The following is a 16,374-nucleotide window of genomic DNA, read 5'->3' on the forward strand; positions in this document are numbered from 1 at the left end:
GAGCAATCATCAGCTGGGCAATTCCGTTGTCTTTCCGATGTCCAGGAACAGCGCAGTCATGATTCGCAGACCTTCTCCCGCAATGGACACCAATGCATGTTCATTGGGCCCGTGCTGGCCACACTCGGCGTGCGAATGCGGTATCCAGATCGTCGGAAGGCCAAGAATGTCCGTGAAAACATCGTTCGGAAGCGATCCGGCAAGATTGGGCAAAACATGCACCGATTTGCCGGTTGAGTGCATGATGGACCGCTCCACGAACCGCACCCAGGGATGATCCGGCGGAAAGCGTGTGGCCTTGAAAGGCGCATGGCCGACCTCATGGACCTCCACCATCGGGTAGCCGTGCGCATCGAGATGCCTGCGAAGCGAGGGAAGAAGCTCATCCATATTGGTGCCGACAACAAATCTCAGCTGGCAGGCCGCGCGCGCAGTGCCACAGATTGCGTTCTGGGGCGCTGCAATGTTGCCAGCAGAGATGGCGAGGACCGCAAAGGAATTCCAGCCGAAGACCCGTTCGGCGGGCGTCAGGCTCTCTTCGCCCCAATCTGCATCATGGCGTCGATCAGGTAGCCCTCGGAGCGCCGCGCGGATATCGTCAGTCAGACTGTCCGGTCGCCATTCGGGGACGAGGATTTGACCGCGGGCGTCGACGATGGTGGCGATGGCATGGGCAAGCAGCGTGACCGGATCGGCGAGAAGGCCGCCGAAATTGCCCGAGTGAAACTCGCCCTCGCGCAAATCAACCCGCAATTCGAAGGACACACCACCGCGCGACCCCATGAACATCGTGGGGATATCGGCCTGGAGGCGCGGCCCATCGGACGCGATCAGAACATCGGCAGCCAGCTCTTGCCTGTGGGCTTCGCATAACTGGTGCAGGCCCTTAGACCCAGTCTCTTCACCCATCTCGATCAGAAGCCGAACATTGAACCCGAGAGAACCGCGGTGCTCAATGATATGGCGAAGTGCCAGGATATTGATGAGATGCTGGATCTTGTTGTCCGCTGTTCCGCGTCCATACAGTCGATCTCCTTCTCGGGAGAGAACGAAAGGGTTCAGACCGGAACGCCACCGCGCTGCCTCGCCATTGCAGACGTCGCCGTGGCCATAGATGAGAATTGTGGGCCGCTTTTCATCTTCGATACGCTCGGCGATCAGGAAGGGGCCGCCGCTCCCGGTCGGATTGTCCAGGATCCGGCAATCAAAACCCATTGGCTCGAGGAGCGGCAACATGTCCTGCTGCAGATAGGCATGGAGATCCTTAACCTGTCCTTCCGATTGACTGATGGATCGACGTGCGATCAGCCGGGACAGAGTATCGAAAAATGCCTGGCCTTCGGCTAGAGAGTGCGCTGTATCGACAAGCTGCTGATCATTCATGTCTTTCAATCCCCATGGAGCTCGCGAGACTACCAGCCAAGGAGCGACGCGGCCAAGGGCGAATTCAGCGCGTTCTGACCACTGAGAGGGAGGATGCGGCCCTTCCCGACGGCTCCACGACTTGTTTCAGCAGGTTGGCGTAGTCAAGAACGAGACCCGGTGTCCAGCACATATGGTGCGCACGCGATCTGAGGTAGCTTGCCTGCCAGAGCGCCGGGTGCACCAGGAGCCTGGCCAGTCGTAGCCAAGGGTGACGCGTGCGCAGATGCCCTTCCATCGCGAGTTCCAGCGCATTCGCCACGACGATGGAGCAGTTTCTGTCTGTTATGTTGTAGGCGGTATTCTGCCGATAGGCATTCCAGTAGGCGCGGACAGCGTCGGCGTTTCGGGTCCTGAACTCGATGCACTGATCAGCCGGAATCCAATCTTCACACTCGAACGCGTAGGACGGTGGAAATAGTCCGGGCATATCCTTATTGCGTCCAGAATAGAATACATGCGGAAGATCGCGGATACCGGCACTGATTTCGCTCACCGGCCAGTGGCTCAGATATAGATCGGAATCAATGCCGAGTGCCGCATGACCAGCGGATGGCTTGCCACCTTCCCCGAAGGTCATCAGATAACGATCGACCAGAGGCCAGCTCGTCGAACCCGCGACCGCAAACTTCGGTGTCCAGATATAGAGACGAACCGCAAGCGATGCGGACTGTTTTTCGCATTCGGGTCGTCTGCCCTTAGGAATTTCGCGGTGCCATGAGCGGAGGTCACCTGTCAGGAAATCGTGCAGCGAGCCGAAAGGACCGCCGTTGTGCATCAGGAGGGCTAGCCGCAGAAGACTGTGCCCCGATACAGAGAGGGAAATACCAGAAAGAAGCGCAAGGCTTTTATAGGCAGGTATCAGCCACTCGGATGCCAGAACCCAGGCAAGAAGAAGCTCTCCAGACGCGAGTAGAACGCCATCCCTCCATCTCTCGAACCGTACGAGCGCAATGAGCGGCAGTCGCGACAGACCGTCGATTGTAAACGCTACAGCAAGAGCCACAGCAGCGGGTCTCGCGCCTATAACAGGCGCCGCCATCCAGACCAGCGAGACGAGCAAAAAGAGCAGCGATAGGATGAGTGTCGCAACAGTAAGGCCCGAATGAAGAACCAGGCCGCCGACATAAACGCAGGCCCGGGTAGCCAAGCCAAGGCCGAGGATAGCAAGACCAATGCGAACGCCCTGGTCGTCGGGAACGATCACACCAAGGAAACCACAAGCGATGAGAAGCACTCCGCCCATCAACGCATAATGTGCCGAAGCGGCGAAGGAGCGAGCACCTATCAGGAAGAGACCGAGCTTAAGCATTGGGGGAGACAATTGCGGTAACGAATCGTGGCCTTGAGATGGCGGATTTGAGAAGGTGACGACCTTGATCCGCGGCAACTAAGGCAGGATAAGAAGGACCAGCAAGAGCGTATTTGCCTTCTTCAACGAGCGGTTATTGTTAGGAGCATCTTAAATAGCCAATTGCGAGACGGCAGCGGTTTCCAAAAATTAATTCTTCCTTAATATTTGATTCGCCTTAGAAATTTCGAACGGTGGATCGGAACGGTCGTTTTTAATGCTGTCAAAGACTGACACACGGTTCTCGTTTGGGGCCGAGCTTTGGGTGCCCGATCTCTGCGTCCCCATAATTGTTGCGTATTTGCTACAATTCTAAATTTAGGCATCTCGAACATAATCAGATTCTAAAATCCTGCATTGCCTAAAACCCTAAGCATCTGTCATGTATTTCCCAGCGCAAAGCATTGGTGGCAGGGACAACACGCTTTCAGATTTTGCGCGGCACCAAAGAAATCATGACTGGAGGTCATTATGAACATCAAGAGCCTTCTTCTCGGCTCCGCTGCTGCCCTTGCAGCAGTATCCGGCGCCCAGGCTGCCGACGCTATCGTTGCTGCTCAGCCGGAGCCGATGGAATACGTTCGCGTTTGCGACGCATTCGGCGCTGGCTTCTTCTACATCCCGGGTTCTGAGACCTGCCTGAAGATCGGTGGCTACGTTCGTTTCCAGACGGGCTTCGGTCGTGACCTGTCGGGCACGTCTGACTGGGATAGCTTCACACGCGCACAGCTCGAAATCGACGCCCGTTCGGACACCGAACTCGGCACGCTTCGTGGCTTCATCGGCCTGCGTGGCGACGCTGACAACTCTTCCAACCGCGGCGTAAACGTCGACCAGGCCTTCATCGAACTCGGTGGCCTCAAGGTTGGTTACTTCTACAACTGGTGGGATGACGGCCTCTCTGGCGAAACCGACGTTCTGGCCAACAACTCCATCTTCAACTCGATCCGTTACACCTTCACGGCTGGCGCTTTCTATGCCGGTCTCTCGGTTGACGAACTCGAAAGCCTGAACACCACGATCACCAACAACAACGTTGGCATCTCCGGTATTATCGGTGGCGCATTCGGTCCTGCCAAGGTTGCTCTCGTTGGCGGTTACGACACCGACCGCGAAGAAGGCGCAGCACGCGTTATCGCAACGGCTGAACTCGGCCCGGGCACGCTTGGCCTGGCAGCTGTATGGGCTTCCGGCGCGAACGCCTACTACAACGCTTCCGAGTGGGCTGTTGCAGCTGAATACGCTGTGAAGGTTACTGATCGCTTCAAGATCACCCCCGGCGCTCAGTACTTCTGGACGCTCGACCAGAACCGCTTTGGCGACTTCACTGGCAACCGTGACGGCTGGAAGGCTGGTCTGACATTCGACTACCAGCTCGCAACCAACCTCTCCACGAAGGTTGCTGTGAACTACCAGGACTTCGACAACCAGCAGGAACAGTGGACCGGTTTCGTCCGCCTCCAGCGCGCATTCTGATCTGACTAACGTCGGACCATGGAAACCCGGCCTCGCGCCGGGTTTCTGTTATGCGGCACGTAAAGCTTCGGCCTTTCCGCGCCTGTTCATTCCATATTTTATGATTCATGCTAACTTTTTTAGCGACACATCAAATAGATTTTGCTAATATAATTCGTGAGTTCGAATTCGCTCTGATCCACCCCGGCGCAAGTCGGGAGAGCATCGGCTCCAGTCAAGTTCTTCTGCTCTCCAGGCAGGAGCAAGGATCTCCCCGGCCCGCCCGAGGAGATCTTTTTTTTGTCTCATCCTGCGCCAGCGTCAAAACCCGTCGCGATCTTTCAGCATCGCTCCTGACGCTTTAACTCGTTATTTTATCGCATGTCGTTGGCGCAAAACCGCTGCGCAGTTTTAGCGACGACATGCTTTAGAAGATCATCGCCGTGATTTGTTCTCTGGTTCCAAAACCCAGCTCGACCGCAGTATCGACGACGTTTTGATCTTTGCTGAGAGCCGTCTTCGCGACCTTGGCAGCCTTAGCGTAACCGATATAGGGAACAAGCATCGTCGCGAGTACGAGACTGTTTTCCAAGGCACCTTCACACTGGCTGACATTGGCTTCGATACCTTTGATGCAGCGCTCTGACAGCGTATCCATTGCCTGCATCAGGATCCGCATCGACTGAAGGACGTTGAGGATGATGATCGGCTCCATCGCATTCAACTGCAACTGTCCGGCCTCTGCAGCCATGGTAACCGTCAGATCATTGCCAATGACCTGGAATGCCACCTGATTGACGACCTCCGGAATGACAGGGTTGATCTTGCCCGGCATAATGGAGGATCCGGCCTGGACTGGCGGCAGACGAATTTCGTTGAAGCCGGAGCGCGGGCCGGATGACAGGAGGCGCAAGTCGTTGCACATCTTCGACAACTTGACGGCAATGCGCTTCAGGACACCAGAAAAGGTGACATAGGCGCCAGCATCGGATGAAGCCTCGATCAGGTTCCCTGCAAGCTTGACCTCGAAGCCAGACACGCGCAACAGCTCCGGAATAACCATTTCCGCATAGCCGGGCGGCGTGTTCACACCGGTTCCGATGGCTGTTCCGCCGAGATTGACCTCAAGCAAGAGCTGCGACAAGCGACCGATGATCTCGATGTCTTCGTCGATCGTGGCCGCAAAGCCTGCGAACTCCTGTCCCAACGTCATCGGAACTGCATCCTGCAGCTGAGTGCGGCCGATCTTGCGGACACTGGCAAAAACATCCGCCCGTTCGTTGAGAGCCGCCGAGAGCCGTCGTTGCGATTCCTGAAATGGCTGGCACTGGCTGACGATCGCAAGCCGCATCGCGGTTGGATACACATCATTGGTGGACTGTGAACGATTGACGTCATCATTGGGATGAAGATGCGCATATTCGCCCGGTGCATGACCCATAAGAATGAGACCAAGGTTGGCAATGACTTCATTCGCATTCATATTCGTGGACGTCCCGGCGCCCCCCTGGATCATGTCCACCCGGAACTGGGAATGGTGGGCACCACCGATAATCTCGTCGCAAACCGAAGCGATCACCTTGGCCTTGTGTTCCGGAAGCACACCAAGATTGAGATTTGCTGCCGCAGCCGCCTTCTTGACCCAAGCAAGTGAGCGAACGAACTCTGGAAAATGCGAGAGTGGGATGCCCGAAATGGGGAAATTGTCGATTGCGCGCTGCGTATGAACGCCCCAAAGGCAATCCTTGGGTAGATCGATCACACCAAGGCTATCTTCTTCCGCGCGCAACTCTCGTGTTTCTGACACTGATCTCTCTCCCGAAACAATTGGTCAGCCAAAGGCTGAAGATAAATTTGAATAGTATGCTCTGGCCCATTGGAACGGGCCAGATAGTGAAGATTGCCGCATCACGGCTGCGGCTGTTTCATCCTTGCGTGGCCGACAGCTCCAGCCAGAGCCGCGCGAGAGCAGCCTCCGGTGTTTCGAGGCCACCATTTTCTACACCTGCGCGCCAAAGGGCGGCACCTGCCGCGTAGGTGCCTGGCTCCACTCCACCCGTCTCGCACTGACTGACGGCGCGGATACGGCAACCTCGTTGAACAGCTGCAGCAATTACTGCTTCCAGATTCGGATCAGACGGCATTGTTCCGGAACCGAAGACACGTAATACGGCGCCATCCAGTTCATTCAGCATAGCGGCAATCGCCTTGGCTGAAACGAAGGGTGTCAGGGTTAGTATCGCCAAGTTCAGATCAGCAAAGTGCCGCGGTTCTGAGCGCGCCGGCAAAGGTGCCTGCGGCACGGAGCGAAACGCGTCAGCCTCTTTTGAATTGTGCTTAACAAGACCAGCAGCCGGCAGAAGACTGCCATCAAACGCAAGCCACACTCCCTTCAGATCACGACTGACGGCATCAAGAGCCAAAGAAAGATTCGCCTCTGCATCACCGCCAGTTCCAAGGGGCTTCATTGACCCGCACAATATAACCGGGAAATCCCACCCTGCCAGCGCCTGAGACAGGGCTGCGCCAGTGAAGGCCATCGTATCCGTCCCGTGAGTGATGATCACACCATCACCCTTGAAACCCAGTACCTGGTCGATCATACGGTTCCAATCGGACGGACCGATTTCCGCGCTGTCGACGAGTGGCGTAAAGGCATGAACGTTGACCGTCATCGGACCGGGCGCCAAGGCTGCCACGGCCTGTTCCAGTACACCATCGCCCGGCTGCAATCCTTGCGGACCCGGCACCATGCCAATGGTTCCTCCCGTATTCAGGATCAACACGTCACGCGCAGCCTTGATTGCGGTCAAATCCGGCCTCTCATCTAGATCTTCAGCCTGCAAACCGACCTTTGAACCATGAAATGCCGATGCCGCTTGTGTCTGGTTGTTCATGCGATCACTCCCTAGCGATCTTGTGGGGCTTACTGCCCTCTTTCATTGTCTTGTATATTTGCTGTTTCCAGCCATGTCTCAAATCGCACCAATGCGTGCAAGTGCCTGTTTTTACGTATTGCGGTTCGAAAAATCGGCAATGCGTATAGGTAGCGAGCGTCCCGCAGCCCGCAGTCTGGCATAGCTAGACCGCGTCTATTATCATACCATTGGTCAAGATTCTGATCACTCGCCCTTTCAGTCACGCTGTCCACGACAGGGCCCTGATCACCATATCGCAGCTATAGTTGCTGGAAATTCACCTTTCCATTCATTGTGCACTGCAGCACATATTGTACTATTATACGCTTTACAGAAGGTTGGGCTTTGATTATCGTCACTCTACGTCGTGGAGGCGACGTTTTTTGGGAGGACATCAATGAACATTTTTCGCACGCTTGCGCTCAGCGCAGGCATGATCGCACTCGGCTGCTCTACGGCTCTTGCTGCGAACCTTACCATCGGTTTCTCGCAGATCGGCTCAGAATCGGGATGGCGCGCCGCGGAAACCTCGGTCACCAAGGCCGAAGCTGAAAAGCGCGGCATCACATTGAAATTTGCGGATGCCCAGCAGAAGCAGGAAAACCAGATCAAGGCTATCCGCGGCTTCATCGCTCAGGGCGTCGATGCAATTCTCGTAGCTCCTGTCGTGGCGACAGGCTGGGAGAACGTTTTGACGGAAGCCAAGGAAGCCAAGATTCCTGTCATCCTTCTGGATCGAGGGATTGATGCGCCGAAGGATCTCTATCTGACGTCGGTTGCTTCCGATCAGGTGAAGGAGGGCCGTGTCGCCGGGGAGTGGCTGGTGAAGACAGTGGGCAGCAAGCCCTGCAAGGTTGTCGAACTTCAGGGCACTGTCGGCTCGACGCCGGCTATCAATCGCAAGAAGGGTTTTGAAGAGGCAATCGCTGGCCAAAAGAACATTTCCATCGTTCGAAGCCAAACCGGCGACTTTACCCGCGCGAAGGGCAAGGAAGTCATGGAAGGCTTCCTGAAGGCGGAAAACGGCGGCAAGGATATCTGCGCCATGTATGCTCATAACGACGATATGGCGGTGGGTGGTATCCAGGCAATCAAGGATGCAGGCCTGAAGCCGGGCAAGGATATTCTTGTCGTCTCGATCGACGCGGTACCGGATATCTTCCAGGCCATGGCTGCCGGTGAAGCAAATGCGACGGTTGAGCTGACGCCCAATATGGCAGGCCCGGCGCTTGATGCGCTTGCTGCCTTCCTGAAGGATAAGAAGCAGCCCGAAAAGTTCATCATCACCGAGTCGAAGCTCTATACGCCTGCGGATGATCCGAAGGGTGAATATGAGCGCCGCAAGGGCTTGGGATACTGATCAGCATCCCAGGAGGGAAGTTTGGTGATTGCCGAACCTCCCTCCATTTACATGCCTTAACTTCAGCACTGATTCCGGCTTTTCGTGCGGCCAACCGTGGTGGCAGCCTGACTCAGGATGATCGCACTCGGGGCTTGTTCTCCCGTCCTGCCAGTCAGTTGGAGAGCTATGCGAAACAGCTGCAGATTTGGCGCGAACATGCTCTAATCCAGATGCGGCGGGAAGACGCGCCGATGTCTCTTTCAGGTGGGCTCATGCCAACAGACTTCAGGCCAGCAGATCCCGGCAGTGTTGGAAATCGACCGCCGGAAACCAGCGGCGCAGACGCCAATGTGGTTCTTGTGGCCAAGGGTATTGTCAAGACCTTTGGCAACCATACCGCACTCAACAACGTGGACCTTGCCTTGCATTCCGGCGAGGTGCATGCGCTGCTAGGGGAAAACGGTGCAGGCAAATCGACGCTGATCAAGATCATCACCGGAGCCTACACGCCGGATCACGGTGAAATTTCGGTCGATGGTGTTTTGGTACAGTTTACGACGCCACAACAGGCACAGTCAGCAGGTATCGGAACTGTCTATCAGGAAGTCAATCTTCTGCCGAATATGACGGTAATCGACAACCTGTTCATCGGGCGTCAACCGCGACGCTATGGTTTTGTTGATCGGAAGAAAATGGCGCGGGAAGCGCATCGTATTCTTTCCCAGTACGGTCTGGACATCGACGTCCATGCTGAACTTTCGACCTTCTCTGTCGCCGTCCAGCAGATTATTGCGATCGCCCGTGCCGTGGAGCTATCCGGCAAGGTTCTCATTCTGGATGAGCCAACGGCTAGCCTTGATCGAACCGAAGTCGAAAAGCTGTTCGAAATTGTCCGCCGGCTGAAGGCGCGCGGGCTTGCGATCGTATTCATCACGCACTTTCTCGATCAGGTGTTTGAGCTGAGTGATCGCGTCACAGTACTGCGCAACGGTCGCCTGGTGGGAAGCGAAACAATCGGCGATCTCGACAGAACAAGTCTGGTGCGCATGATGCTGGGCAAGGATCTGGCGTTTGTTCATGCAGAACTGGCGGCCGACGACACAGAACCCTCTTCGCCGCTGATGCGTTTCAGGGGTTTCGGTCGTTCCGGATCCGTCAATCCGTTTGATCTTACCGTTCATCGTGGCGAGGTCATTGGTGTTGCCGGTCTGCTGGGTTCCGGACGAACGGAAATGGCGCGATTGATGTTCGGCATCGATACGGCCGACCAGGGTGCTTTAGATATAGACGGCCAGAAAATCTCTTTGCGCGCACCGCAGGATGCAGTCTCGCAGGGATTTGGCTTCTGTCCAGAAGATCGCAAGGTTGACGGGATTTTCGGCGATCTTTCCGTTCGGGAAAACATCATCATTGCCATGCAGGCAAAGCTGGGATGGCTGCAGGCGCTCAATCGCGACGAGCAGATGGAGATCGCAGAGCATTTCATCGAGGCGCTTGATATTCGCACGGCTTCCGCTGATCTTCCTGTCAAGCTTCTCTCCGGTGGTAACCAGCAAAAGGTCATTCTTGCGCGCTGGCTGGCAACGGATCCTCGCTTCCTCATTCTCGACGAACCGACGCGCGGCATCGACGTGGGCGCCCATGCCGAGATCGTACGCATGATCAGCCGCCTGCGAGAGGACGGCCTGGCCCTCATCGTCATTTCGTCGGAACTGGACGAGATCGTAAGCTATTCCTCGCGCGTGGTCGTCATGCGGGATCGTTCATTGGTGGCCGAACTTCGCGGAGCCGAGATCAATCCATCGTCTATTGTACGCGCCATTGCAGCGCAGGATGCAGAGGCAGCCGAATGAGAATACCGTCCGTCAAATGCCTACTATCTCCGCAGCTTGTCGCGCTGCTCGGCGTGCTTCTCTTTAACTGGATCGTCTTTCCGGGATTTTTTGACGTCGCATGGAGAGATGGCAGATTTTTCGGCAGCCTTGTTGATGTCATCAATCGGGGTGCACCGGTCGCCATTCTTTCCATCGGCATGACAGCCATCATTGCTACACGCGGAGTCGATCTCTCGGTCGGCGCGGTGATGGCCGTTGCGGGTGCCGTTGCCGCCACCTGTGCGGTAACCGGGCAACCAGTCATCATCATGCTTCTTGCACCTTTGGCGGTCGGAATGCTCTGCGGCCTGTGGAACGGCTTCCTGGTTTCTATCCTGGGCATCCAGCCGTTTGTCGCAACGCTGGTTCTCATGGTTGCGGGCAGAGGTGTTGCCCAATTGATTACCGAGGGTTCGATCGTAACCTTCAACGACCCCGTGCTCATTTTCATCGGGACTGGCTCATTCCTTGGCCTTCCCATGCCAGCAGTGATTGCGATTGCGTTGATGGTGGGCGCTCATCTTCTTGTGCGACGAACAGCCATTGGCCTTTTCATTGAAGCCATCGGTATCAACCGGTCTGCTGCCAATTACACGGCTCTCCGCAGCCGCTCTCTCGTGCTGGCGATTTATGCATTTGGCGGTGTTTGTGCAGCAATTGCCGGCACTATCGCAGCGGGAGATATTCGCGGGGCCGACGCCAACAATACGGGTCTTTGGCTGGAGCTCGATGCGATTCTGGCGGTCGTGATCGGCGGCACTTCGCTGATGGGCGGGCGCTTTTCCATTCCACTGTCCGTGGTCGGCGCCCTTATAATTCAAGCCATGAATACCGGTATTCTGGTCTCAGGCTTTCCGCCGGAGTTCAATCTCATCGTTAAAGCTGGCCTCATCATCATCATTCTCGTGCTGCAAAGCGCAAAGCTGGCTCCCGCTCTGGATCGCATCTTCAAACAGCGCCCCGTCCAGCCCTCCATTCAGACATCGGAAAAGACAGGATGAACCCGCGTTACCGGCCGCTGGCTGCCACCACCCTCATATTCGTTGTCGCTTACGGGCTATGCATTCTGCAGTATCCCGGTATGTGGTCTACTCGCATCCTTGGAAACTTTCTCACGGATAATGCCTTTCTCGGCATTGCCGCTGTCGGAGCAACCTTTGTCATCATCTCAGGGGGCATAGACCTGTCGATAGGTGCCGTCATTGGTCTGGCCGGTGTCGTTGTCGCGGTACTCGTATCCCACCTCGGTCTGCATCCTATAGCAGCTTTTGGAATTGTTCTGACGATGTCCGCGTTGTTCGGCGCGGCGATGGGAGCCGTCATCCATTTTCTGCAGGTTCCGCCTTTTATTGTCACATTGGCCGGAATGTTTCTCGCTCGGGGTCTAGCCTCCATCCTTAGCCAGGATTCGATCCCGATCAGTCATCCCTTCTACAAGACCATCATGGATCTATATTATCGATTGCCAGGTGGCGGGCGTCTGAGCGCGATTGGGCTGCTGATGCTGCTCGTATTTCTCATCGGTGGTCTCATTGCACACCGGACGCGGTTCGGTTCCTACGTCTATGCACTTGGCGGCAATCCGACCTCTGCGGCCTTGATGGGCGTACCGACCGGTCCGGTGACCATCGGCATCTACGCACTTTCATCACTTCTGGGTGGGCTGGCTGGCATCGTCTATTCGCTCTATACGTCCGCGGGTTACCCGCTCGCGGCCGTCGGGATCGAACTTGACTCGATTGCGGCCGTGGTGATAGGCGGAACCCTGTTGACTGGCGGCTACGGCTTCGTATTCGGGACACTGATCGGCGTGATGCTGCAAGGACTGGTACAAACCTACATCGTGTTCGATGGCACTCTCTCGAGCTGGTGGACCAAAATCGCCATTGGCGTGTTGCTCTTCCTCTTCATCCTCTTGCAACAGCTCGTCTTCAGTGCTCACAAAGCTGGTGCGCGTCTGAAAAAGGCAGCCGCATGAGCGAACCGGGAAGCCTTCTCCGCTCGCTTGCCGGGCGGATGACGGCACGGAATTTCCACTCGCATGTCATACAGGAACTAGGAACAGGGGTAATCTCGGGTCGTTTTCCCGCGGGCTCGGTCCTTCCCAGCGACGCTGAACTGATGGATAGGTTCCAGGTATCACGCACTGTCCTGCGAGAAGCAATCAAGACACTTGAGGCGAAAGGACTTGTGGAGGCGCGACCGAAGGTCGGGACCAAAGTAGCAAAGCGGACACGGTGGAACCTCTTTGATCCCCAGGTTCTGGGCTGGCATTTGGCATCACCACCCGATGAGACATTCATTTCAGGCCTACATGATGTGCGGCTGCAGCTTGAGCCCTTGGCTGCGCAGGACATGGCCCGGCATCGAACCGGCGAACAGATCCGGTTGATGCACTACTGGCTTCGTCAGATGGAATTATCTGCTTCCGATGTGACGTCTTTCAGTCTGGCCGACTTCGAATTGCATCGGATCATATCGGACTCAAGCCGCAATCCTTTCATGGCAGCCCTGTATGGGGTCATCGAGCTATCGCACGCCTTGGCCTATGGACCGCTGATGCAGCGTCCGGACGCTTCTCAACTTCTTGGCTTTGTGGAGCCGCACCGGGTTCTGGTGCGGCAGATCGAGGCGCGAGATGAGGCAAACGCGTATTCAGCCATGCAGGCTTTAATTCTGTATGAGCGAGTTCGCTCAATCGAGTAATGTCTTAGCTTTCTGGTTCAGCAGACGACATACTGGTGCTATAAATCAATCAGGCGCGGGCGAGCGCGTTCAACGGTATGCTCCACTCGATTCCTGGGAACCCAAAGCATCCATGGCTGGCCCGCGATGCCTTCCCACAATCGCGTCACCGATTGACTCGTAGCCGCGCTGTCAGATGGGAGTTTTCAACTTTTGCAAGAGCGAGCAAACGGAGCCCTTATCGTGTCGTATGGGGTTTTGTGGCGTTTCGTGCGCCCCTTGGGCCGACGTCGATTGCCTCGAGATGTCGTCTCACGACTGACGGACAGTATGTCGAACGCATCCATGCGGACTGCTCAGTTTTGCGATCCCCGTGTTGATGCGGGTGTTTGGGATCGTCTTTGTGTAGCGTTGGTTTGGAAACGCAAAAAGCCCCACAATGGGGGCTCTCTGGTATCACAGGGATTGTTGGTTGCGGGGGCAGGATTTGAACCTGCGGCCTTCAGGTTATGAGCCTGACGAGCTACCGGGCTGCTCCACCCCGCGTTATGTTTGAGCATTGTCTGGTTATTTGCCAGACTATGTTGTTTCTGTGTCCGTGGCGCATGCCCGGTTGTTTATTGTTTTGTCCTGCCTTTGGCCACTTTTGGTGTCCTTTGGTGGACAGGGCTGCTCTTGGCCTGTGCGTCGCATTTTTGGTATGACGCTTCTAGATTATTTTGCAGCAAAAAGGCCGCGTTGTCAGCGGCCCTTGTCTGTCGGCTTGGGCCGAAGTTTGTGTTGAGAAGATTTTGATTGCCTTTAGCAGACCTGGCAGCGACCTACTCTCCCGCGTCTTAAGACGAAGTACCATTGGCGCTGGGGCGTTTCACGGCCGTGTTCGGAATGGGAACGGGTGCGGCCGCCCCGCCATAACCACCAGGTCGGCTAAGGGCAATGTGATTGAGAAGCTGGTGAAGGTATGAGCCTTCGTTTTTGATTTGAACACGTTATTTGTTTTGTCTCTTTTTGTCTTTGACCTGTTTGAGTGTGCCACCCCTACAGGCCAGCGGCCGTCGCCAATCGTTTGGCGCGCCGTCCTTAAGCCGCAGCAAGCTTTGCTTGCGACAGCGTGAGGACAAAACAGATGGCATCATCTGTGCTGCAGGGCAGCACGGATGAGCATTTTCAATGAGAACGATCAAGCCAATCGGGCTATTAGTAAGGCTAAGCTTCATGCGTTACCGCACGTCCACACGCCTCCTATCAACGTGGTCGTCTTCCACGGCCCTGATAGGGAATACTCGTTTTCAGGTGGGTTTCCCGCTTAGATGCCTTCAGCGGTTATCCCTTCCATATATAGCTACCCTGCTATGCCGTTGGCACGACAACAGGTCCACCAGAGATATGTCCATCCCGGTCCTCTCGTACTAGGGACAGATCCTGTCAATATTCCTACACCCACGGCAGATAGGGACCGAACTGTCTCACGACGTTCTGAACCCAGCTCACGTACCGCTTTAATTGGCGAACAGCCAAACCCTTGGGACCTGCTCCAGCCCCAGGATGCGATGAGCCGACATCGAGGTGCCAAACAACCCCGTCGATATGGACTCTTGGGGGTCATCAGCCTGTTATCCCCGGCGTACCTTTTATCCGTTGAGCGATGGCCCTTCCACGCGGGACCACCGGATCACTATGACCGACTTTCGTCTCTGCTCGACTTGTCAGTCTCGCAGTCAGGCGGGCTTATGCCATTGCACTCGACGACCGATTTCCGACCGGTCTGAGCCCACCATCGCGCGCCTCCGTTACTCTTTCGGAGGCGACCGCCCCAGTCAAACTACCCACCATACACTGTCCCGGATCCGGATAACGGACCGCGGTTAGACATCCATGACGATAAGGGTGGTATTTCAAGGATGGCTCCACGAGAACTGGCGTCCCCGCTTCAAAGCCTACCACCTATCCTACACATGCCGACACGAATGCCAGTGTAAAGCTATAGTAAAGGTGCACGGGGTCTTTCCGTCTGACCGCAGGAACCCCGCATCTTCACGGGGAATTCAATTTCACTGAGTCTATGTTGGAGACAGCGGGGAAGTCGTTACGCCATTCGTGCAGGTCGGAACTTACCCGACAAGGAATTTCGCTACCTTAGGACCGTTATAGTTACGGCCGCCGTTTACTGGGGCTTCGATTCAAAGCTTGCACCTCTCCTCTTAACCTTCCAGCACCGGGCAGGCGTCAGACCCTATACGTCGTCTTATCGACTTCGCAGAGCCCTGTGTTTTTGATAAACAGTCGCTACCCCCTGGTCTGTGCCACCCCAATACACTTGCGTATAATGGGGTCACGCTTCTTCCGAAGTTACGCGTGCAATTTGCCGAGTTCCTTCAACATAGTTCTCTCAAGCGCCTTGGTATACTCTACCTGACCACCTGTGTCGGTTTCGGGTACGGTCTATAATGATGGAGCTATTTCCTGGAACCGCTTCCCTGCCCATCCAATCCAATAAGAATGAACAAGTTACGCAATCCGTCACTACCACCAGGCCCACGAATATTAACGTGGTTCCCATCGACTACGCGTGTCCGCCTCGTCTTAGGGGCCGGCTAACCCTGCTCAGATTAACTTTAAGCAGGAACCCTTGGTCTTTCGGCGAGGGGGTCTCTCACCCCCTTTATCGTTACTCATGTCAACATTCGCACTTCCGATACCTCCAGAGGCCCTCACGGGTCCTCCTTCACTGGCTTACGGAACGCTCCGCTACCACACATCTTACGATGTATCCTCAGCTTCGGTGCATGGCTTTAGCCCCGTTACATTTTCGGCGCAAAGACCCTTATTTAGACCAGTGAGCTGTTACGCTTTCTTTAAATGATGGCTGCTTCTAAGCCAACATCCTGGTTGTTTTGGGATCCTCACATCCTTTCCCACTTAGCCATGACTTGGGGACCTTAGCTGGAGGTCAGGGTTGTTGCCCTCTTCACGACGGACGTTAGCACCCGCCGTGTGTCTGCCGACTAGTACTCCTCGGTATTCGGAGTTTGGTTAGGATCAGTAAGACGGTGAGTCCCCATAGCCCATCCAGTGCTCTACCCCCGAGGGTATTCGGTCGACGCTCTACCTAAATAGATTTCGCGGAGAACCAGCTATCTCCGAGTTTGATTGGCCTTTCACCCCTAGCCACAAGTCATCCCAATCTATTGCAACAGATGCGGGTTCGGTCCTCCAGTTGGTGTTACCCAACCTTCAACCTGCTCATGGCTAGATCACTCGGTTTCGGGTCTAATGCAACTAACTAAAATCGCCCTATTCAGACTCGCTTTCGCTGCGCCTACACCT

Annotated in this window: 10 protein-coding genes, 1 tRNA gene and 2 rRNA genes (1 of these 13 cut by a window edge); 6 read left to right on the forward strand and 7 right to left on the reverse strand. The window is 55.6% G+C overall.

The features are described from left to right. Window positions 1-9 precede the first annotated feature (9 nt). The gene (locus G6N80_RS10650; protein ID WP_165133662.1) at window positions 10-1,383 is read right to left on the reverse strand and encodes a M20 family metallopeptidase; all 1,374 of its coding nucleotides are present in this window, start codon (window positions 1,381-1,383) and stop codon (window positions 10-12) included. A 64-nt stretch (window positions 1,384-1,447) separates the two neighbouring features. Then, window positions 1,448-2,734, reverse strand: coding sequence for a hypothetical protein (locus G6N80_RS10655; protein ID WP_165133665.1), 1,287 nt, complete (start codon window positions 2,732-2,734; stop codon window positions 1,448-1,450). Between the two features lie 510 nt (window positions 2,735-3,244). Between G6N80_RS10655 and G6N80_RS10660 the strand changes: the two genes are divergently transcribed. Beyond that, complete coding sequence (locus tag G6N80_RS10660) at window positions 3,245-4,249, forward strand: porin (RefSeq protein ID WP_165133668.1); 1,005 nt, start codon at window positions 3,245-3,247, stop codon at window positions 4,247-4,249. Between the two features lie 406 nt (window positions 4,250-4,655). Here G6N80_RS10660 and G6N80_RS10665 read toward each other — a convergent pair whose 3' ends face one another. Then, a complete protein-coding gene (locus G6N80_RS10665) occupies window positions 4,656-6,035 on the reverse strand; it encodes an aspartate ammonia-lyase (protein WP_062554871.1) in 1,380 nt (459 codons plus the stop codon). Between the two features lie 118 nt (window positions 6,036-6,153). Then, window positions 6,154-7,125 (reverse strand): asparaginase domain-containing protein, encoded by a 972-nt coding sequence (locus G6N80_RS10670; protein ID WP_082547197.1) that lies wholly within the window; start codon window positions 7,123-7,125, stop codon window positions 6,154-6,156. Window positions 7,126-7,543: 418 nt separating this feature from the next. Between G6N80_RS10670 and ytfQ the strand changes: the two genes are divergently transcribed. The 5 genes from ytfQ to G6N80_RS10695 all read left to right on the forward strand — a co-directional run bounded on the left by ytfQ (window position 7,544) and on the right by G6N80_RS10695 (window position 13,068). Further along, on the forward strand, window positions 7,544-8,506 hold the full coding sequence (gene ytfQ / locus G6N80_RS10675; RefSeq protein ID WP_165133671.1) for a galactofuranose ABC transporter, galactofuranose-binding protein YtfQ: 963 nt from the start codon (window positions 7,544-7,546) through the stop codon (window positions 8,504-8,506). A 254-nt stretch (window positions 8,507-8,760) separates the two neighbouring features. Then, a complete protein-coding gene (locus G6N80_RS10680; protein ID WP_165133674.1) occupies window positions 8,761-10,341 on the forward strand; it encodes a sugar ABC transporter ATP-binding protein in 1,581 nt (526 codons plus the stop codon). Further along, on the forward strand, window positions 10,338-11,363 hold the full coding sequence (locus G6N80_RS10685; RefSeq protein WP_165133677.1) for an ABC transporter permease: 1,026 nt from the start codon (window positions 10,338-10,340) through the stop codon (window positions 11,361-11,363). The genes G6N80_RS10680 and G6N80_RS10685 overlap by 4 nt, the downstream gene beginning before the upstream one ends. Beyond that, entirely contained in the window at window positions 11,360-12,340 is a 981-nt protein-coding gene (gene yjfF, locus G6N80_RS10690) for a galactofuranose ABC transporter, permease protein YjfF (RefSeq protein WP_062554868.1), read from the forward strand. Before G6N80_RS10685 ends, yjfF begins: the two co-directional genes overlap by 4 nt. Next, the gene (locus tag G6N80_RS10695) at window positions 12,337-13,068 is read left to right on the forward strand and encodes a FadR/GntR family transcriptional regulator (protein WP_062554867.1); all 732 of its coding nucleotides are present in this window, start codon (window positions 12,337-12,339) and stop codon (window positions 13,066-13,068) included. The genes yjfF and G6N80_RS10695 overlap by 4 nt, the downstream gene beginning before the upstream one ends. Window positions 13,069-13,516: 448 nt before the next feature. On the opposite strand, the gene G6N80_RS10700 is transcribed toward G6N80_RS10695, so the two are convergent. From G6N80_RS10700 to G6N80_RS10710, 3 genes are all read right to left on the reverse strand, one after another. Continuing rightward, window positions 13,517-13,593, reverse strand: a tRNA-Met gene (locus tag G6N80_RS10700). Window positions 13,594-13,855: 262 nt separating this feature from the next. After that, window positions 13,856-13,970: ribosomal RNA gene (gene rrf / locus G6N80_RS10705) — 5S ribosomal RNA — on the reverse strand. Between the two features lie 253 nt (window positions 13,971-14,223). Next, window positions 14,224-16,374: ribosomal RNA gene (locus tag G6N80_RS10710) — 23S ribosomal RNA — on the reverse strand (it continues 653 nt past the right edge of the window).

The organism is Rhizobium rhizoryzae, assembly GCF_011046895.1.
GTDB classification, from domain to species: Bacteria; Pseudomonadota; Alphaproteobacteria; order Rhizobiales; family Rhizobiaceae; genus Neorhizobium; species Neorhizobium rhizoryzae.